Here is a 19,006-nt window from a genome sequence, read left to right as displayed (position 1 = left end):
CAGCGGGCGGGGAGGGGGCATTGGGGGAATGACGTAGCTCACGGACAGGCCGACGTGCGGCTCCTAGAATGTTCGGCTCCCACCCAGGAAGGCCTGCATGTCCGACGATCTCCGCCCCGCCGACGAACCCCTGTCTCCCGCCGAGGCGCCCGCAGACGGCAGCGGCACGATCCGCATCCGGGGCGCGCGGCAGCACAACCTCAAGAACCTGGACCTGGACATCCGTACCGGCGAGCTGACCGTGGTGACCGGGCCCAGCGGGTCGGGCAAGTCCAGCCTGGTGTTCGACACCCTGTTCGCCGAAGGCCAGCGCCGCTACGTCGAGACCTTCAGCGCCTACGCGCGGCAGTTCCTGGACCGCATGGACAAGCCGGCGGTGGACAGGGTCGAAGGCGTGCCGCCGGCGATCGCCATCGACCAGACCAACCCTGTGCGGTCATCGCGTTCCACGGTCGGCACCATGACCGAGCTGAACGACCACCTCAAGCTGCTGTTCGCGCGCGGCGCCCAGCTGTTCGACCGCGAGACCGCGCTGCCGGTGCGGCACGATTCTCCGGAGTCGATCTTTGCGGAGTTGCAGCGGCGCGCTGTGGAACAGGGTGATCCGCGTCTCGTCGTCACGTTTCCGGTGGAGTTGCCCGCCAGCACCACGCCCGAAGAGGTGGAGCAGTGGCTCTCGGCCAGCGGCTACACCCGCGTGCAGGCCGAGCGCACCGTGCAGCGCGAGGCGAAAGAAGACGCGCCCGCCAAGGGCAAGAAGGCCAAGCCGGTGATCGAGGCGGTCAAGCTGCTGGACGTGGTGGCCGACCGCTTCCGCATCGGCAACGCCGAGCCCGCGCGGGTGATGGAAGCCATCGAGGCCGGGCTCAAACGCGGGGCGGGCAAGCTGATGGTCTATGTGCTGAAGGAGGAGGGCGAGCCGGACATCTGGCGTTTCAGCACCGGTCTGCACTGCCCGGAAAGCGACATCCGCTACACCGAACCCACGCCCTCGGCCTTCTCCTTCAACTCCGCCGTCGGCGCCTGCGAGGCCTGCCGCGGTTTCGGCCGCGTCATCGGGGTGGACTACGGCCTGGTGATCCCGGACCAGAAACTCACGTTGCGCAACGGCGCCATCAAGGTGTTCCAGACGCCCGCGTGGAAGGAGTGCCAGGACGACCTGATGCGCCACGCGGAGGCGTCCGGCATCCCGCGCGACACGCCCTGGAACAAGCTCACCCCCGAGCAGAAGCAGTGGGTGATCGGCGGCACGCCCAGCTACAAGGACGGCCAGTGGGGCAGGCAGTGGTACGGCGTGGCGCGCTTCTTCGAATACCTGGAGAGCAAGGCCTACAAGATGCACATCCGGGTGCTGCTGTCCAAGTACCGCAGCTACACCGAATGCCCCAGCTGCGGCGGCGCACGCCTGAAAACGGACAGCCTGCTCTGGCGCATCGGTACGAAAGCGCAAGCCGACGCGGTGCTGCCCGCGGACAAGCGTTACCTGCCCACCGGCGTGCAATGGTCGCGCGCGCAGCTCGAAGCCCTGCCCGGCCTGTGCCTGCACGACCTGATGCTGATGCCGCTGACCAGCCTGCGGCGCTTCTTCGACGACCTGGCCACCACGCTGGCGGGCAGCGGCGGCGAAGGCGGCGAGCAGCAGGCGCTCAAGCTGCTGTTCGAAGAAATCAACACGCGGCTGCGCTACCTCTGCGAGGTCGGCATCGGCTACCTCACCCTCGACCGCCAGAGCCGCACGCTCAGCGGCGGCGAGGTGCAGCGCATCAACCTCACCACCGCGCTCGGCACCTCGCTGGTCAACACGCTCTTTGTGCTCGACGAGCCCAGCATCGGCCTGCACCCGCGCGACATGGCGCGCATCAACGACGCCATGCTGCGCCTGCGCGACGCGGGCAACACCCTGGTGGTGGTGGAGCACGACCCGGCCGTGATGCTGGCGGCCGACCGTCTGATCGACATGGGCCCCGGCCCGGGCGAGCGCGGTGGGCAGATCGTGTTCGACGGCACGCCCGAGGCCATCCGCAGCGCCGACACCCTGACCGGCGCCTACCTGGGCGCGCGCAAGCAGGTGGGCATGGGCTTCAAGCGCATGGTCACCGACAGCACGCCGCGCCTGATCCTCGAAGGCGCGCGCGAGCACAACCTGCAGAACCTCTACGTCGAGTTCCCGCTGCAGCGCCTCACGGTGGTCACCGGCGTCTCGGGCTCGGGCAAGTCCACCCTGATCCAGGACGTGCTCGCGCCCGCGCTGCTGCGCCACTTTGGCAAGGCCACCGAAACGCCGGGCGCGCACGACCGCCTGCTGGGCGCCGACTTCCTGAGCGACGTGGTCTATGTCGACCAGTCGCCCATCGGCAAGACCGCGCGCTCCAACCCGGTCAGCTACGTCGGCGCCTGGGACGCCATCCGTTCCCTGTTCGCCGATGCGCCGCTGTCGCGCCAGCGCGGCTACACCGCGGCCAAGTTCAGCTTCAACAGCGGCGACGGGCGCTGCCCGACCTGCGGCGGCTCGGGCTTCGAGCACGTGGAGATGCAGTTCCTCAGCGACGTGTACCTGCGCTGCCCGGACTGCGATGGCAAACGCTACCGACCCGAGGTGCTGGAGGTGCGCATCGAGCGCGGCGGCCGCCTGCTCAGCGTGGCCGATGTGCTGGAACTCACCGTGAGCGAAGCGGCCGATCTGTTCAAGGCCGACCGCGAGGTCATCCGCGTGCTGCAGCCCATCGTGGACGTGGGGCTGGAGTACGTGAAGCTGGGCCAGCCGGTGCCCACACTCTCAGGCGGTGAGGCGCAGCGCCTCAAGCTCGCCGGCTTCCTGGCCGAGGCGGCCAAGAACAGCGCAGCCAGCCGCCAGGCGCTCGCGAAAAAGGGCACGCTGTTCCTGTTCGACGAACCGACCACGGGCCTGCATTTCGACGACATCGCCAAGCTCATGCGCTCGCTGCGCAAGCTGCTCGAAGCGGGGCATTCGCTGATCGTGATCGAGCACAACCTGGACGTGATCCGCAGCGCCGACTGGCTGATCGACCTCGGCCCCGAAGGCGGTGCCGGCGGTGGCCTGGTGGTGGCCGAAGGTCCGCCGGAAGAGGTGCGTGAACACAAAACCAGCCACACCGCCAAAGCGCTGCGCGACTACGCCGCCGCCATGGACAAGGTGCACGCGGTCGGCGAAGCCCGTCCGGCGTACGCAGTGAAGCGGCGGCATGCCCGGGCCGGTGACCACGCGGTGCGCATCGTCAACGCCAAGGAGCACAACCTCAGGAACCTGAGCGTGGACATCCCGCGCGGCAAGTTCAACGTCATCTCGGGCGTGAGCGGCTCGGGCAAGAGCACGCTGGCCTTCGACATCCTGTTCAACGAAGGCCAGCGCCGCTACCTCGAAAGCCTCAACGCCTACGCGCGCAGCATCGTGCAGCCCGCGGGCCGGCCCGAGGTCGATGCGGTCTACGGCATCCCGCCCACGGTGGCGATCGAGCAGCGGCTCTCGCGCGGCGGGCGCAAGAGCACGGTGGGCACCACCACGGAGGTCTGGCACTTCCTGCGCCTGCTTTATGTGAAGCTGGGCACGCAGCACTGCGTGCACGACGGTGCGGCCGTGATGCCGCAAAGCCCCGAAAGCATCGCCGCCGCCATCCTCACGCGCTACCGCGGCCGCCACATCGGCCTGCTGGCGCCGCTGGTGGTCAACCGCAAGGGCGTCTACACCGAGCTGGCCGACTGGGCGCGCCCGCGCGGCCACACCCACCTGCGGGTGGACGGCGAGTTCCTGCCCACCACCGGGTTCCCGCGCATCGACCGCTTCAAGGAGCACACCATCGAACTGCCGGTGGCCGACGGCGTGGTCGACCCCGCGAACGAGGCATGGTTGCGCACGCAGCTGGCCAGGGCGCTGGAGCTGGGCAAGGGCACGCTGCACCTGCTGACCGATCTGGACGGGCTGGCCTCCGCGCTGGCCGAGGGCCGGTCCACCGCCGGTCTGGGCAAGTTGGAGGTGTTCTCCACCACACGCGCCTGCCCGGTCTGCGGCACCAGCTACCCCGAACTCGACCCGCGCCTGTTCTCCTACAACAGCAAGCACGGCTGGTGTCCGGATTGCGTGGGCACCGGCGTCAAGCTCTCGCGCGAGCAGCGCAAGGCGCTGGACGATTCGGTGCGCGACGACAACCAGAAGGGCCGCGAACAGAGTTTTGCCGAGCCCGAGGTGGAGGACCTGACCGACGAGGCCTGCCCCAGCTGCGAAGGCACGCGCCTGAATCCGCAGGCGCGGGCGGTGCGTTTCGGCGGTGTGTCGATCACCGACATCGCACGGCTGTCCGTGAGCGAGGTGCGGCAGAAGGTGCGTGCGCTCATGGCGGAAGGCGGTTTGAGCAGCCGAGAGGCCGACATCGCACGCGACCTGCTGCCCGAGATCGAAAGCCGTCTGGCCTTCCTCGAAGAAGTCGGTCTGAGCTACCTCACGCTCGACCGTGGCGCGCCCACGCTGTCTGGCGGCGAAGCACAGCGCATCCGCCTCGCGGCACAACTGGGGTCCAACCTGCAGGGCGTGTGTTACGTGCTGGATGAGCCCACCATCGGCCTGCACCCGCGCGACAACCAGATCCTGCTGGACGCGCTGCACAAGCTGGGAGACATGGGCAACACCCTGGTGGTGGTGGAGCACGACGAAGACACCATCCGCCGCGCCGACCACATCATCGACATCGGCCCCAGCGCCGGCAAGCGCGGTGGCCGCGTGGTGGCCCAGGGCACGGTCGACGACCTCTCGGCGAGCCCGGACTCGCTGACCGGGCGTTACCTGCTGCACGCCATGAAACACCCGCTGCAACCGCGCCGGGTCGTCACGCCCGATGGCGAGCCGCTCGAGCTGCGCGGCGCCACCATGCACAACCTGCAGCAGGTGGACGTGGCGGTGCCGCTCAAGCGCCTCGTGGTGGTCACGGGCGTCAGCGGTTCCGGCAAATCCACGCTCGCGCGTGATGTGCTGCTGACCAATGTGGCCGAAGCGGTTTCCATGCGCAGCACCTTCGCCGGCCGCCAGGCCTGGGACAACGAAGGTGTGCGCCCCGCCTGGACCGGCTGCAGCAAGCTGCTGGGCAGCGAGACCGTGGACCGCGTGCTTGAAGTCGACCAGACGCCGATCGGCAAGACCCCGCGCAGCTGCCCGGCCACGTACATCGGTTTCTGGGACACGGTGCGCAAGCTGTTCGCCGACACGCTGGAAGCCAAGGCGCGTGGTTACGGCCCGGGCCGCTTCAGCTTCAACACCGGCGAAGGCCGCTGCCCGGCCTGCGAAGGGCAGGGCTTGCGCACCATCGAGATGAGCTTCCTGCCCGATGTGAAGGTGCCCTGCGAGGTCTGTCACGGCGCACGCTTCAACCCCGAGACGCTGGCCGTCACCTGGAAGGGCAAGAACATCGGCGACGTGCTGCAGATGGCGGTGGACGAGGCGGTCGAGTTCTTCGCCAGCATGCCCGCCATCAGCCACCCGCTGCAGCTGCTCAAGGACGTGGGCCTGGGCTACCTCACGCTGGGCCAGCCCAGCCCGACGCTGAGCGGCGGCGAGGCGCAGCGCATCAAGCTGGTGACAGAACTGAGCAAGGTGCGCGACGACATCGGCCGCCGCGGGCAGAAGGCGCCGCACACCTTGTACGTGCTGGACGAACCCACGGTGGGCCTGCACATGGCCGACGTGGAAAAACTCATCCGCGTGCTGCACCGGCTGGTGGACGGCGGCCACAGCGTGGTCGTGATCGAGCACGACCTGGACGTGATGGCCGAGGCCGACTGGATCATCGATCTGGGTCCCGAAGGTGGTTCGGGCGGCGGCCGCATCGTGGCGGCGGCGACTCCCGAGGATGTGGTCAGGCTCGGCACGCACACCGGGAAGGTGCTCGCGCCGGTGCTGGCGCGCTGAACCGCCCGCAGGGCGGGGCGGTTGCGTTCAGGGGCGTCCGGCGCCCGGCACGGTCACGGTGGTGGTCCAGATGGCCGCCTCGCGGGCGGCCTTGCGCGCGTGTTCGAGAAAGTCCGGCGCCACGCAGACGAACAGGGTGCGGCCATCGGGGCCACCGAGCGTGCAGGCGAAAGCGCCCTGGTCCCCGGTGGAAATGCTCTCCAGGATATCGCCACCCGGGGCCATGCGCACCACGCGGTGGCCCACGGCGTCGGCGAACCACACCGCGCCCTCGGCGTCCAGCGTGGCGCCGTCGGGTGCCGCCTTGAGTGCACCCAGCACGCTCGGCACGTCGGTCATGGCCGGCAGCGGAGCCCAGGCGGCCCAGTCGCGGCGCGGCCCCAGCTGGCCGTCGGGCTGGATGTCGAAGGCCGAAATGCGGTTGCCCATGGTCTCCGCGACGATCAGGGTCCGGCCGTCGGGCGTGATCATGCTGCCGTTGGGGAAGTACAGGCCTTCGGCCGCCGCGTGCACCGAGCCGTCGGGGTCGACGCGCGCCAGTGTGGCGGTCTGCGGCGTTCCGCCGCCCATCAGGTCGAAACCGAAGTTGCCCACGTAGGCGCGGCCGTGCGCGTCCACCACCATGTCGTTCACCGAGCCGCCCGCGACGGACGACAGGTCGGCGTGCGTGACCAACCGGCCGTCGCCCTCGCGGCGCAGCAGTTTGCGGTCGCGCATCGAGACCACCAGCAGCCGGCCATCGGGCAGCCAGCCCATGCCTGAGGGCTGCTGCGGGACCTCGGCGATTTTTTCCACCCGGCCCTGCAGATCGACGCGGATGATCTGATGGGTGTAGAAGTCCGACAGCCACAGGCGGTCGTCGCGCCAGCGCGGGCTTTCGAAGAAGGTGTAGCCCGAGACGAGCACGGAAAAACGTGGATCGACGGTCACGGTGTGGTCTCCTGAATGTTGTGGTGGAAGGCGCACCATAGACAGGCGGCGCAGCGCAGGCAAGCGGCCACCATCGCCTTGGCGACGCCGCGGAGCTGCACCTTGGTTGCGCTACGCTGTGGCCGTGCCGCACCAGGTCATCCACATCCACCCGGCCGCACCGGCCCAGCCGGCCCAGGGGGCGCCCTGCAACGGCTGTGGCGTCTGCTGCCTGGCCGAGCCCTGCCCGCTGGGGCGGGTGATCTCGCACAAGCGCGTCGGGGCCTGCGACGCCCTGCGCTGGGACGGCACGCAAAACCTCTACCGCTGCGGCGCGATCAGCGACGCCGAAGTGGTGCTCGGCCCGCGCTGGCGCTGGGCCGCACCGCTGCTGCGCCGGCTGGCCAAGCGCTGGATCGCGGCCGGCGTCGGTTGCGACGCAAGCCTGCGCAGCGAGCGATGACAATGCCCGCATGCTGATCTGGCCGCTTCCCGCATTGCTCACCTGGGCGCTCGCCTGGGCGCTGTTCGCGGGCCTGCGCATGGTCGGCCTGGCGCCGGTGGCGGCCTTTGTGGTGGCGCTGCTGGCCGCCGGCCTGGCCGCCTGGACCGGCCGCACGCCCTGGCGGCGCCTGTTCATGCTCGCCGGTTTTCCGCTCTCCCTGCTGGCCAGTGGTGCGGCGGGCGCGGTGCCGGGCTGGGTCTGGCTGCTGCCGCTGGCCCTGCTGCTGGCGCTGTATCCGCTGGGCAGCTGGGGCGACGCGCCGCTGTTCCCCACGCCGGGAAATGCGCTGGACGGGCTGGCGCAGAGGGCGCCGCTGCCCGACGGTGCGGCGGTGGTGGACGCGGGTTGCGGGCTCGGCGCCGGGCTGATCGCGCTGCGCCGCCAGTACCCGCGGGCGCGGATCCATGGACTGGAGTGGAGCTGGCCGCTGGCCCTCCTGTGCCGTTTGCGCTGCCGCTTCGCGACGGTGCGCCGCGCCGACATCTGGGCCGAGGACTGGTCGGGTTACCGCATGGTCTACCTGTTCCAGCGGCCCGAGAGCATGCCGCGCGCGATGGAAAAGGCGGCCGCCGAGCTGGCACCGGGCGCCTGGCTGGTCAGCCTGGAGTTCGAGGCCACGGGATACCGGCCGCAGGCCCGGCTGGAAACCGTGCCGGGCAAACCGGTGTGGATTTACCAGATGCCTCTGCGCCGCGGCTGATCTGGATCAGTCCGGCCCGGTGCGGGCGGTCGTAATATCAGTCATTGCAAATGTGCGAATGGAGTGCTGCAATGGACTGGACCGGCTGGATCGAACAATGGGGCGAGCCCCGCGTGCTGCTGGTGGGCGGCCTGCTCAGCGGGCTGCTGTTCGGCTTTTTTGCGCAGCGCTCGAAGTTCTGCCTGCGCGCCGCCGTCGTCGAGTTCTGGCACGGCCGGTTCGGCGAGAAACTGGCGGTCTGGCTGCTGGCGTTTGCCACCGCGGTGGTGGCGGTTCAGCTGTTCGTCGTGTCCGGCCTGCTGGACGTGGGCACGGCGCGCCAGGTCGCAGCCAAGGGTAGTCTGTCCGGTGCGCTCATCGGGGGCCTGATCTTCGGCGTCGGCATGGTGATGACCCGCGGCTGCGCCAGCCGCCTGCTGGTGCTCTCGGCCAACGGCAACCTGCGTGCGCTGCTCTCGGGCCTGATCTTCGCGGTGACGGCGCAGGCCTCGCTGGCCGGCGTGCTGGCGCCCTGGCGCGAGGCGATCGCCAGCCTGTGGGTGGTGGAGGGCGGGCCGGCGCGCAGCCTGCTGGCACTGGTCGGCGTGGGGCCGAACGACGGCCTGGCCTTCGGCGCGGTGTGGATGGTGACCGCGGGCTTCTTCGCCTACTACAGCGGCTGGGGCGTCTGGAAATGGCTGGGCGGCATCGGCACCGGCCTGGCGGTGGCGCTGGCCTGGCTGTTCACCTACCAGGTGCTGGCGCACTCCTTCGAGCCGATCCAGGTGCAGGGGATGACCTTCAGCGGGCCCTCGGCCGAGTGGCTGATGCGCGTGCTCAGCAACCCGGACGAGCCCTGGAACTTCGACCTGGGCCTGATGCCCGGCGTGTTCCTGGGTTCGCTGATCGGTGCGTTGGTGGGAGGCGACTGGAAGCTCGAAGGCTTCGGCGGCGGCTACACCATGCCGCGCTACATCGCCGGCGCCATCTTCATGGGCTTCGGCTCTATGCTGGCCGGCGGCTGCGCGGTGGGCGCGGGCATGACCGGCGGCGCCATCTTTGCCGTCACCGCCTGGCTCGCGCTGGCGGGCATGTGGGTCGGCGGCGGCCTGGCCGACCGGGTGCTGGACCGACCTCGCCCCGCGGCGCAAGCCGAGTCGCCCTCAGGCGCCGCCGCGGCGCCTTGAGCGCAGGCTGCGGTGTTCGCGCCGCAACAGCCACCAGCCGGGCCCGGCCACGGCCAGCAGCAGCGCCGGGAAGCCGATCACCGGCGCCCAGTCCAGCATGGCGGCGCCCAGCGCGGGCGCCAGCACGCCGCCCAGCGTGTACGAGAGCACCAGCACCGCCGTGCTGTTGACCAGGGTGATGCCTTCCTCTCGCGAGCCGATGTCGATCATGGCGAGCGTGTACAGGCTGCCGCCCGCGCCGCCCCAGACGAAGGCCACCGCCGCCGCCAGCCAGGGGGCGCCGGCCACGAAGGGAATCAGCACCGTGGCCAGCAGGGTGATCAGGGCACAGGCATGCAGGATCAGCAACCGGGCGCCGTGTTCGCCGCCGTGGCGCTGCTGCAGCGAGGGCCGGTCCGCCGCCATGCCGGCGGGCAGCATCATCAGCGCGCTGCCCAGGCCGCTGGCCGACACCAGCAGCGCCGCCGCGGCGGCCCCCATGCCCAGCGCCAGGCCGTAGAGCGGCAGGATGGAGGTCAGGCCGCTTTCAAAGAAGCCACCGACGAAGCCGACCGTCATGATCAGCGGGTGCGCGCGCAGCGCATGCCAGACGCCGTGCAGGCCGACGCGCGCTTCGTGCGCGTCGGCGGCGGCCGGCAGGCGCGGAATCCACAGGCTGCCCAGCAGGCCCAGCATCAGAAAGCCCAGCACGATCCACAGCGCCACCGGGCTGGTGGGGCCCACCAGCGCCAGCAGGGCCGGGCCGATCACGAAGGTGGTGCCGACCATGGTCTCGAACAGGCCCACCATGCGCCCGCGCTGGTGGGGCGGCGCGAACTCGGCCACCACCGCCTCGGCCAGCACCCAGCGCAGACCGGAGGCCGCGCCGGCGATGAACTCGCAGGCGAACCAGACGGGCAGGGCGTCGGTGAGCAGGAAGCCGGTGGTGGAGACCACGGGGATGAGCGCCGACAGCCACAGCGTGGGCCGTCGGCCCAGGCGCTGGGTGATGGCCGAGGCGAAGGGTGTCATGAAGAACACGCCGACCCAGCCGCTGGCCGCGAACAGCCCCGCCAGCGCGGTGGACTCGCCACCGTCCTTGAGCTGCAGCAGCAGCCAGGGCATGAGCATGAAGTAGCCCACCAGCTCGCAGAAGGTGGCGATGAAGATGGCCCAGAGCCCGCGGCGGGCCAGCGCGGGTGGCGCCGTCGGGGCGGGGGTGGACGGCGGGGGCAGGAGCGGGCCGCTCACTGGACCACCCTCCGTGCTGCCCACTGCGGGGCTGAGCGCCTTGGGAACGGCCCGGCGGCGCTCATGCGCGGGCTCCGGCCGTGCGTGCGGCCAGCACGGCCTGCGCCACCTCGGCAAAACCGGCGCCGCGTTCTCCCGAGGTCACATAGCGCGGGCGCTGCGCGAGCTGGTCCCAGAAGCGCGCGATGTTGGCCACGCCCACGCTGTGCGGGAAGTGGCCGAACATGAGCGCGTCGTTGGTCGAGTCGCCGACATAGACCCAGCGGTCGATCTCGGCGTCGAGGTCGCGGCCCAGCCGCTGGCGCACGATCCAGCGAGCGCCTTCGAGCTTGTGGTGCTCGCCAATCCAGCCGTTGATGTGGATGGAACTGACAGTGGCGTTGAGCCCGCCTTCGCGCATCAGCGCCACCACGCGCCGGATGTCGGCCTCATGGAGGTGGGCGAACTCGCTGTGGTCGATGGCGATGTCGGTCTCGCGCCCGGTGCTGTCCTGCGACAGGCGGGCGTGCGGCAGCTCGGCCAGCACCCGCTGCGCCACCGCCTGCAGGCGGGCGAAGTTGGCGTTGCGGGTGGCCTCGTCCTGCAGCCAGTCCTTCTGCAGCGCACCGTCGGCGGCGCGCCAGAGCGCCACCGCGCCGTTCTCCGCCACGATGGCGTCCACCGGCCAGGCCCGCGCGAAGGGCTCGCTCCAGCCCGCGGGCCTGCCGGTGATGGCGAACACCGGCAGGCCCGCGGCGCGCAGCGCGTGCAGCGCGGCCAGCGCGTCGGGCGTGATCGCGCCGTCGGTCGTCAGGGTGTCGTCGATGTCGGTGAGCACGCCGTGGATGCGCGCGCGGGCGGCCAGCGGCCAGTCGGAAAGCGGGGAATGGGTCATAAAGGGCCGCCAGTTTCGCAGATGCCCAGAATCGGCGCCTGCGGTAGAATCGCGGCCATCCGAGGAGCGTTGCAGCGCACCCCCGACCCCCGGTCGGCGCGGTTCGTGAGGCTCGGACATCCATGCAACGACGCTCATCCACTTCTCTGTGCGATGGGCTTTTTTTTGCCCCCTCTCGCCCGTGAAGTGGTTCATCAACCTTCAATGGAGCGAACCATGAACGCACGCATTCCCGCCGTTGTCACCGACAGCGTCATCGCCGACATCGGCCTGGCCGACTGGGGCCGCAAAGAAATCAAGATCGCCGAGACCGAGATGCCCGGCCTGATGGCCATCCGCGAAGAGTTCGCGGCCAAGCAGCCCCTGAAGGGCGCGCGCATCACCGGCTCGCTGCACATGACCATCCAGACGGCCGTGCTGATCGAGACCCTCAAAGCCCTGGGCGCCGACGTGCGCTGGGCCTCGTGCAACATCTTCTCCACCCAGGACCACGCCGCCGCCGCCATCGCCGCGGCCGGCACGCCGGTGTTCGCGGTCAAGGGCGAGACCCTGGTCGACTACTGGGACTACACCCACCGCATCTTCGATTTCGGCCCCAAGGGTTCCGAAGGCGAAGGCCCGAACATGATCCTGGACGACGGCGGCGACGCCACGCTGCTGATGCACCTCGGCAAGCGCGCCGAGAAGGACCTGTCCGTGCTGGCCAACCCCGGCAGCGAGGAAGAGCGCATCCTGTTCGCCGCCATCAAGGCCAAGCTGGCCGAGGACGGCACCTGGTACAGCCGCAAGAGCGCGCAGATCCTGGGCGTGACCGAAGAGACCACCACCGGCGTGCACCGCCTCAAGGAAATGTCGGCCAAGGGCACGCTGATGTTCCGCGCCATCAACGTCAACGACTCGGTCACCAAGAGCAAGTTCGACAACCTCTACGGCTGCCGCGAGTCGCTGGTGGACGGCATCAAGCGCGCCACCGACGTGATGATCGCCGGCAAGGTTGCGGTGGTCTGCGGCTACGGCGACGTGGGCAAGGGCTCGGCCCAGGCGCTGCGCGCCCTGAGCGCCCAGGTGTGGGTGACCGAGATCGACCCCATCAACGCCCTGCAGGCCGCGATGGAAGGCTTCAAGGTCGTGACCATGGAATGGGCCGCCGACAAGGCCGACATCTTCGTGACCACCACCGGCAACCGCGACGTGATCACCTACGAGCACATGGCGGCGATGAAGGACCAGTCCATCGTCTGCAACATCGGCCACTTCGACAACGAAATCCAGGTCGCGAAGCTGGAAGAGAAGTGCCAGTGGGAAGAGATCAAGCCCCAGGTCGACCACGTGATCTTCCCCGACGGCAAGAAGATCATCCTGCTGGCCAAGGGCCGCCTCGTGAACCTGGGCTGCGGCACCGGCCACCCCAGCTTCGTGATGTCCAACTCGTTCGCCAACCAGACGATCGCGCAGATCGAGCTGTTCACGCACCCCGAAGGCTATGACGTGGGCAAGGTCTACGTGTTGCCCAAGCACCTGGACGAGAAGGTCGCGCGCCTGCACTTGAAGAAGGTCGGTGCCATGCTGACCGAGCTGTCGGACGAGCAGGCCGCGTACATCGGCGTGCCCAAGAGCGGTCCGTACAAGCCGGACACCTACAGATATTGAAACCCCTGCCGCGCTTCGCGCGACCCCCTCAAGGGGGCGGCGCTGGCGGCCCGGCAAAGCCGGTTCCGCGGCGCCCTGGGTTTTGTCTGTAGCGCTCGACCATGCGTGCTGACCAACTTCTTGTCGATCGCGGCTTGGCCGCGTCGCGTTCGCAAGCCCAGCGGCTGATTGCCGCGGGTGTTCGTTGGCGCCTTTCCGGCGGTGACTGGAAACCGGTCACCAAGAACGGCGAGGAGTTGCGCGAGACAGCGGAGCTGGAACTGCAGGACACGGCCGAGTCGCGCTTCGTGTCGCGCGGCGGGCTCAAGCTGGACGGCGCGCTGGCGCACTGCCACCTCGACGTGACCGGCCTGCGCTGCCTCGATGTGGGGCAGAGCAGCGGTGGCTTCACCGACGCCCTGCTGCAGCGTGGCGCCAAGCAGGTCGTCGGCGTGGACGTGGGACAGGGCCAGTTGCATCCGGCGTTGCGCGGCGACCCGCGCGTGGTCTGCATCGAGAAGTGCAACGCGCGTGAACTGACGGCGCAGCAGTTGGCGGATGCCGGTGGCGGAAGCGAACGGTTCGATCTGATCGTCGGCGACCTGTCCTTCATCTCGCAGACCCTGGTGTGGCCGGCCATCGTGTCGCTGCTCAAACCATCAGGCGGCTTGCTGATGCTGGTCAAGCCGCAGTTCGAGCTGCAACCCGCGCACATCGGCAAAGGTGGCCTGGTCAAGGATGCCGCCAGCTATCCGCTCGTGCGGCAACGCATCGCGCAGGCCTGCGACGACAACGGCCTGCGGCTGCGGGACTATTTTGAAAGCGCCATCACCGGCGGTGATGGCAACCGGGAGTTCTTCGTATGGGCCTGCCCCTGAGTTTCGAGTTTTTTCCGCCCAAGACGCCCGAGGGCGCCGAGAAGCTTCGCGCCGTGCGCCAGAAGCTGTACGCGCTGCAGCCCGAGTTCTGCTCGGTGACCTATGGCGCCGGTGGTTCCACGCAGGACGGCACGCTGCAGACCGTGCAGGCCATCCTGGACGAGGGCCAGCAGGGCGCGTCGCACTTCACCTGTGTCGGCGCCTCGCGCGAATCGGTGCGCGAGAAGCTGGCGCTGTTCAAGTCCATGGGCCTGCGCCGCCTGGTGGCGCTGCGTGGCGACCTGCCCAGCGGCTACGGCAGCATGGGCGAGTTCCGCTACGCGGCCGATCTGGTGGCCTTCATCCGCGCCGAGACCGGCGACCATTTCCATCTGGAGGTGGCGGCCTACCCCGAGATGCACCCCCAGGCCAGGTCGCCCGAGGCTGACCTGCAGGCCTACGTGGCCAAGGTCAGGGCCGGCGCCAGTTCGGCCATCACCCAGTTCTTCTTCAACACCGATGCGTACTTCCGCTTCGTGGACGACGCGCACAAGCTGGGCGCCGACGTGCCGGTGGTGCCGGGCATCATGCCCATCATCAACTCCAGTGGCCTGCTGCGTTTTGCCGAGAGTTGCGGCGCCGAGATTCCGCGCTGGATCCGCCTGCGTCTGCAGGCCTTCGGCGACGACACGGAGTCCATCAAGGCGTTCGGCCTGGACGTGACGACCGACCTGTGCGACCAGCTTCGCAGCGCCGGCGTGCCGGCGCTGCACTTCTACACCATGAACCAGAGCGTGGCGACGCTGGAGATCGTGCGACGGCTGACAGGGCATTGATCGGGCCGGTCGCGTCGGCCACAAACGCCCGCCGGGGACCAGGCACGGACGCTCGATGGTGTAAGAAGATAATGCCCATCGCTCAAGGATCGGATAAACCGATTCCTATTCGCCGACTTTCTCGAGGGTGACCCATGTCCAAGCAGCCTGCACATGCTTTCCGGTCTGACAGCGCGCGCGCCCGGCGCCGCGAGTTTCGACAAGCCGCCACCGGGCTGGCCACGGCGTCCGTTCTGGCGGTGGGGCTGCCGGCTCCGACCGCCATGGCCGGCACCGGTTCATGTGTCGGGTCGGGTGCTATCACTGTGGCGGATGCCCGTGTCGGTGAGTGTCAGCTGCAAACTGGTGACGCGCTGTCGGTCACCGGTACAGGCAGCATCACCGGCGACGGTGCGAGTACGGTCGTGGGGGTGCGGGTCGGTTCGGGGCAGACAGGTGTTCAGATCACCAACGACGGTGACATCGTCGGCAACCCGTCCGACGGCATCTGGAACCAGGGGACCATCACCGAGATCACGAACCGTGGGCGCATCGGTGCCGGGTCGTTTGCCCTGGGCGTGTACAACGACACCATTGGCACGATCACCATCCTGAACAACGAGGCGGGCGCCGAGATCCAGGCCGGCTCCGGGAGCACCAATGCCATCGAGTCCACCGGCACGCTCGGCACCCTCAACAATGCGGGCCACATCCTGGGCGGGATCCAGACCGGCAACACCACGCTCAATCTGAGCGGTAGCGCCGCGCGCATCACGGGGCCTGTGAACAATGTGGGCACGGGCAGCTCCATCAACATCCTGTCCGGGGCTGTCTTCACCACCGAGAACACCTTCCGGTCCAACCTGTTCCGCATCCAGTCAGGGGCGCGTCTGGTGGTGGGGTCGACACTGCATGTCATCGAGGCCTACTCCCTGACGCCCGATGCTTTTGACAACGCCGGCACCCTGCAGATCCCCGAGGGTACCAACGCCCAGATTACGGGCAACTACACGCAGTCCGGAGCACTGCGCTTGGGCGCCAGCAGCGCCTCCAGCTTTGGTCGCCTGACGGTGTCGGGCAATGTGAACCTGCAGCCCAGCGCCACCTTCGTGGTGGATGTCAACGCCACGAATACCCTGGCCGCAGGCGACACGCTGGCGGGCGTGCTGACCGCCGGAGGCACCCTCACCAACGCTGCGCCGAGCACCAACGTGTCCGACAACAGCGCCCTGTTCAACTTCCAGTCGCAGACCAGTGGAAGCCAGATCGACCTGCTCGTCCAGGCGGCGGGTACAGACCCCGAGCCAGGACCGGGTCCCTCGCCCGGGGGGGGCGGTGGCAGCAGTGCCCACGGCGGAGGCTCCGCGCCAGCGCCTGTGCCCTCCTCCGGGCAGGGCATTGTCCCGGCGACCATCCGGGCGGGGCTGACCAATGGCGTGCCGACCGCCCAGGTGCTGGACGGCTACATCCGAGGTGGGCGCACTGGCACCGACTGGGATGCGGTGGTGACGGCGCTGGGGCGTCTGCCCGACGACGCGTCGGTGGCGCGCGCCGTGGGGCAGGCCATGCCTTCGATGCACGGCAACGCGGTCCAGGCCCTGTTGGCACATGTGTCGAGCACCGGCTCGGCCGTGTCCGGGCAGCAGGCCAGGGGTGGGGCGGACGGGGCCGCTGCGGAGCCCGGGACGGGACTCTGGGTGCAGCCGTTGAGCTCCGTGGCCGATCAGGACCGCTACCGTCAGGCCAGTGGCTACCGGGTGCGCACGCAAGGCCTGGCCGGAGGTCACCAGACCTCCCTGGCGCCAGGCAGCAGCATCGGCTTCGGCCTGGCCTATCTGGATGGGCGTGTGGAGGGCCGCGACTTTGCGCTGGGTCACCGCAGCGACCTGGAAAGCGTTCAGGTGCTGGGCTACGGTTCCTACGATCTCGCGGCATGGCGCCTGCAATGGCAGGCCGATGCCTCGCGCAGCTCGGTCAAGTCCGCGCGCGCCTTGGGCTTCATCGGACGCTCGGCGCAGGCCAGCTACCGCGGCCATGCCTCACACCTGGGGGTGAGTCTGGGACGGCCCATGGCGGTGGCCGCCACATCGGTCACGCCTTCGGTAGGCCTTGACTGGCGCCGCGCGCGCAGCAACGCGTACACCGAAACGGGCGCCGGAGCGCTCGACCTGCAGGTCGCTGCACAGAAAGCCAAGGAGCTGGTCGCCAAACTGGGGGTAGACGTCCGCCATCCTGTAGGAGCGCAAAGCCATCTGCTGGCGCAGGCGGCCGTCGGCTACGACCTGGCCGGTGACCGCGACAGCACCTCGGCCCAGTTCGTCGGGGGCGGCCCGGTGTTCTCCACGCCCGGCACGCAGCGACGCCGTACCCTGGCCGAACTGGGTCTGGGCCTGGTCCACAAAGCCGGCGAGGCCGTGGACATGCGTGTGCAATACGACCTGAGCCTGCGTGGGGGAATGACCGACCAGGGCGTCAGCCTGCGTCTGGACTGGCGCTTTTGAAGCGCGTCATCCGGTTCATTTCGCTGGCCGCGCTGATGGTGGTGTGGGCCGGCTGTGCCGCCCCACCCATCCCTTCTGGGCCGGAGGATGCCCGGGCGGTCCGGTCACCTGCTGCGGCGTCTGTGGCGCCTGCTGTTCCTGCGGCAGGCATCGGTCGCGCGGCGGCCGAGCCCGCTGCGCCTGCCACCACCGAGCCGGCCGCTGCCGGGACACGTGACCCTGTCCAGGCCGGCGACGCCGCAAACGCTCTCGAAAGGGGACTGGCTTCTTGGTACGGCCGGAGATTTCACGGCCGTCGCACCGCCAGCGGTGAGCGCTACGACCGGCACGCCATGACCGCCGCGCACAGGACGCTGCCGTTCGGCACCCGCGTGCGGGTGCGCAGCGTGGTCACCGGCATGGAGGTGGTGGTCCGCATCAACGACCGGGGCCCTTTCAAGCGTTCGCGCGTGATCGACCTGAGCCAGGCGGCGTTCCACGCACTGGGGTTGCAGGGGCGCGGGGTGGCCCAGGTCGAGTTGCTGCCAGAATGACCGGCTGTTCATCCAGCAGCCAAGGGAGACCCGCATGAAACTTGAAACCCTCGCCGTGCACGGCGGCTACACGCCCGACCCCACCACCAAGGCCGTCGCGGTGCCGATCTACCAGACCGTGGCCTACGCCTTCGACAACACGCAACACGGCGCCGACCTGTTCGACCTCAAGGTCGCGGGCAACATCTACAGCCGCATCATGAACCCCACCAATGGGGTGCTCGAAGCCCGCCTCGCCGCGCTCGAAGGCGGCATCGGTGCGCTGGCCGTGGCCTCGGGCATGGCGGCGATCACCTACGCGATTCAGACCATCGCCGAGGCCGGCGACAACATCGTCTCGGCCTCCACGCTCTACGGCGGCACCTACAACCTGTTCGCCCACACCTTCCCGCAGCAGGGCATCACCGTGCGCTTCGCTGATCCGCGCGACCCGGCCGCATTCGCCGCCCTGATCGACGAGCGCACGAAGGCCATCTACTGCGAGTCGGTGGGCAACCCGCTGGGCAACGTGACCGACATCGGCGCGCTGGCCCAGGTGGCGCATGCGGCCGGCGTGCCGCTGATCGTGGACAACACCGTGCCCAGCCCCTGCCTGTGCCGCCCGTTCGAGCACGGCGCCGACATCGTGGTGCACTCGCTGACCAAATACCTGGGCGGCCACGGCACCAGCATCGGCGGTGCCATCGTGGATTCGGGCAAGTTCCCCTGGGCCGAGCACAAGGCGCGCTTCAAGCGCCTGAACGAGCCCGACGTGAGCTACCACGGCGTGGTCTACACCGAGGCCTTGGGTCCGGCCGCCTACATCGCCCGTGCGCGCGTGGTGCCGCTGCGCAACATGGGGGCGGCGCTCTCGCCGATGAACGCCTTCCAGATCCTGCAGGGCATCGAGACACTGGCGCTGCGCATGGACCGTATCTGCGAGAACGCGGTGAAGGTGGCGCAGCACCTGCAGAGCCATCCCAAAGTGGGCTGGGTCAACTACGCCGGCCTGCCCGACCACAGGGACCACGGGCTGGTCAAGCAATACATGGGTGGTCGCGCGTCGGGCATCATCAGCTTCGGCCTCAGGGCCGACGACGCGATCGCTGCCGGCGCGCGCTTCCAGGACGCGCTGCAGCTGTTCACCCGCCTGGTGAACATCGGCGACGCCAAGTCGCTGGCCTGCCACCCGGCCTCGACCACGCACCGGCAGCTCAACCCCGATGAGCTGAAAAAAGCCGGTGTCAGCACGGACATGGTCCGCCTGTCGATTGGCATCGAGCACATCGACGACCTGATCGCCGATCTGGAGCAGGCGCTGGCATCGGTTTGACCTGGGTCAATCCACGGCAATGAAGAAGGGCGCCCGCGGCTGCGGCGCCCTTTTCTTTTGA

At 69.2% G+C, this 19,006-nt stretch carries 13 protein-coding genes and 1 riboswitch; of the genes, 10 read left to right on the top strand and 3 right to left on the bottom strand.

Going from position 1 to position 19,006, the window contains the following annotated elements; all coding sequences use genetic code 11:
- Positions 1-97: 97 nt before the first annotated feature.
- A complete protein-coding gene (gene uvrA, locus RCO38_RS05045; protein WP_308327190.1) occupies positions 98-5,914 on the top strand; it encodes an excinuclease ABC subunit UvrA in 5,817 nt (1,938 codons plus the stop codon).
- Between the two features lie 27 nt (positions 5,915-5,941).
- Here uvrA and RCO38_RS05040 read toward each other — a convergent pair whose 3' ends face one another.
- Positions 5,942-6,883, bottom strand: coding sequence for an SMP-30/gluconolactonase/LRE family protein (locus RCO38_RS05040; RefSeq protein ID WP_374694517.1), 942 nt, complete (start codon positions 6,881-6,883; stop codon positions 5,942-5,944).
- A 67-nt stretch (positions 6,884-6,950) separates the two neighbouring features.
- Between RCO38_RS05040 and RCO38_RS05035 the strand changes: the two genes are divergently transcribed.
- From RCO38_RS05035 to RCO38_RS05025, 3 genes are all read left to right on the top strand, one after another.
- Positions 6,951-7,286, top strand: a complete 336-nt coding sequence (locus RCO38_RS05035) for a hypothetical protein (protein ID WP_308327188.1) — start codon at positions 6,951-6,953, stop codon at positions 7,284-7,286.
- Between the two features lie 10 nt (positions 7,287-7,296).
- Positions 7,297-8,028 carry a class I SAM-dependent methyltransferase gene (locus RCO38_RS05030; RefSeq protein ID WP_308327187.1) on the top strand — a complete coding sequence of 244 codons (732 nt, stop codon included), beginning with the start codon at positions 7,297-7,299 and terminating at the stop codon, positions 8,026-8,028.
- Positions 8,029-8,099: 71 nt separating this feature from the next.
- Entirely contained in the window at positions 8,100-9,194 is a 1,095-nt protein-coding gene (locus RCO38_RS05025) for a YeeE/YedE family protein (RefSeq protein ID WP_308327186.1), read from the top strand.
- Here RCO38_RS05025 and RCO38_RS05020 read toward each other — a convergent pair.
- Positions 9,171-10,424 carry an MFS transporter gene (locus RCO38_RS05020; RefSeq protein WP_308327185.1) on the bottom strand — a complete coding sequence of 418 codons (1,254 nt, stop codon included), beginning with the start codon at positions 10,422-10,424 and terminating at the stop codon, positions 9,171-9,173. The genes RCO38_RS05025 and RCO38_RS05020 overlap by 24 nt on opposite strands.
- A gap of 61 nt (positions 10,425-10,485) precedes the next feature.
- Positions 10,486-11,298: an HAD-IIB family hydrolase gene (locus RCO38_RS05015; RefSeq protein WP_308327184.1), complete on the bottom strand. Its 813-nt coding sequence runs from the start codon at positions 11,296-11,298 to the stop codon at positions 10,486-10,488.
- Positions 11,299-11,353: 55 nt separating this feature from the next.
- Positions 11,354-11,441: riboswitch (S-adenosyl-L-homocysteine riboswitch) on the top strand.
- Between the two features lie 73 nt (positions 11,442-11,514).
- Between RCO38_RS05015 and ahcY the strand changes: the two genes are divergently transcribed.
- The 6 genes from ahcY to RCO38_RS04985 all read left to right on the top strand — a co-directional run bounded on the left by ahcY (position 11,515) and on the right by RCO38_RS04985 (position 18,945).
- Complete coding sequence (ahcY, locus tag RCO38_RS05010; RefSeq protein WP_308327183.1) at positions 11,515-12,948, top strand: adenosylhomocysteinase; 1,434 nt, start codon at positions 11,515-11,517, stop codon at positions 12,946-12,948.
- A gap of 101 nt (positions 12,949-13,049) precedes the next feature.
- The gene (locus RCO38_RS05005; RefSeq protein WP_308327182.1) at positions 13,050-13,805 is read left to right on the top strand and encodes a TlyA family RNA methyltransferase; all 756 of its coding nucleotides are present in this window, start codon (positions 13,050-13,052) and stop codon (positions 13,803-13,805) included.
- Positions 13,790-14,620: a methylenetetrahydrofolate reductase [NAD(P)H] gene (gene metF / locus RCO38_RS05000; protein WP_308327181.1), complete on the top strand. Its 831-nt coding sequence runs from the start codon at positions 13,790-13,792 to the stop codon at positions 14,618-14,620. Before RCO38_RS05005 ends, metF begins: the two co-directional genes overlap by 16 nt.
- Before the next feature lie 134 nt (positions 14,621-14,754).
- Positions 14,755-17,100 (top strand): autotransporter family protein, encoded by a 2,346-nt coding sequence (locus RCO38_RS04995; protein WP_308327180.1) that lies wholly within the window; start codon positions 14,755-14,757, stop codon positions 17,098-17,100.
- Between the two features lie 35 nt (positions 17,101-17,135).
- On the top strand, positions 17,136-17,633 hold the full coding sequence (locus RCO38_RS04990; RefSeq protein WP_308327334.1) for a septal ring lytic transglycosylase RlpA family protein: 498 nt from the start codon (positions 17,136-17,138) through the stop codon (positions 17,631-17,633).
- 34 nt (positions 17,634-17,667) lie between these two features.
- Complete coding sequence (locus tag RCO38_RS04985) at positions 17,668-18,945, top strand: O-acetylhomoserine aminocarboxypropyltransferase/cysteine synthase family protein (protein WP_308327179.1); 1,278 nt, start codon at positions 17,668-17,670, stop codon at positions 18,943-18,945.
- Positions 18,946-19,006: the final 61 nt, after the last annotated feature.

Origin of the sequence: Hydrogenophaga pseudoflava, from assembly GCF_031020795.1 — a bacterium.
GTDB lineage: Bacteria > Pseudomonadota > Gammaproteobacteria > Burkholderiales > Burkholderiaceae_C > Hydrogenophaga > Hydrogenophaga pseudoflava_A.
The sequence above is the reverse complement of the archived record's forward strand: the minus strand, read 5'-3'. Positions and strand labels throughout refer to the sequence as shown.

Bases quoted from the DNA above. Each gene is read 5' to 3' on its own strand.
- uvrA (WP_308327190.1), top strand. From the start codon at position 98: ATGTCCGACGATCTCCGCCCCGCCGACGAACCCCTGTCTCCCGCCGAG.
- RCO38_RS05040 (WP_374694517.1), bottom strand. From the start codon at position 6,883: ATGGTGCGCCTTCCACCACAACATTCAGGAGACCACACCGTGACCGTC.
- RCO38_RS05030 (WP_308327187.1), top strand. From the start codon at position 7,297: ATGCTGATCTGGCCGCTTCCCGCATTGCTCACCTGGGCGCTCGCCTGG.
- RCO38_RS05025 (WP_308327186.1), top strand. From the start codon at position 8,100: ATGGACTGGACCGGCTGGATCGAACAATGGGGCGAGCCCCGCGTGCTG.
- RCO38_RS05015 (WP_308327184.1), bottom strand. From the start codon at position 11,298: ATGACCCATTCCCCGCTTTCCGACTGGCCGCTGGCCGCCCGCGCGCGC.
- ahcY (WP_308327183.1), top strand. From the start codon at position 11,515: ATGAACGCACGCATTCCCGCCGTTGTCACCGACAGCGTCATCGCCGAC.
- RCO38_RS05005 (WP_308327182.1), top strand. From the start codon at position 13,050: ATGCGTGCTGACCAACTTCTTGTCGATCGCGGCTTGGCCGCGTCGCGT.
- metF (WP_308327181.1), top strand. From the start codon at position 13,790: ATGGGCCTGCCCCTGAGTTTCGAGTTTTTTCCGCCCAAGACGCCCGAG.
- RCO38_RS04995 (WP_308327180.1), top strand. From the start codon at position 14,755: ATGTCCAAGCAGCCTGCACATGCTTTCCGGTCTGACAGCGCGCGCGCC.
- RCO38_RS04990 (WP_308327334.1), top strand. From the start codon at position 17,136: ATGGTGGTGTGGGCCGGCTGTGCCGCCCCACCCATCCCTTCTGGGCCG.
- RCO38_RS04985 (WP_308327179.1), top strand. From the start codon at position 17,668: ATGAAACTTGAAACCCTCGCCGTGCACGGCGGCTACACGCCCGACCCC.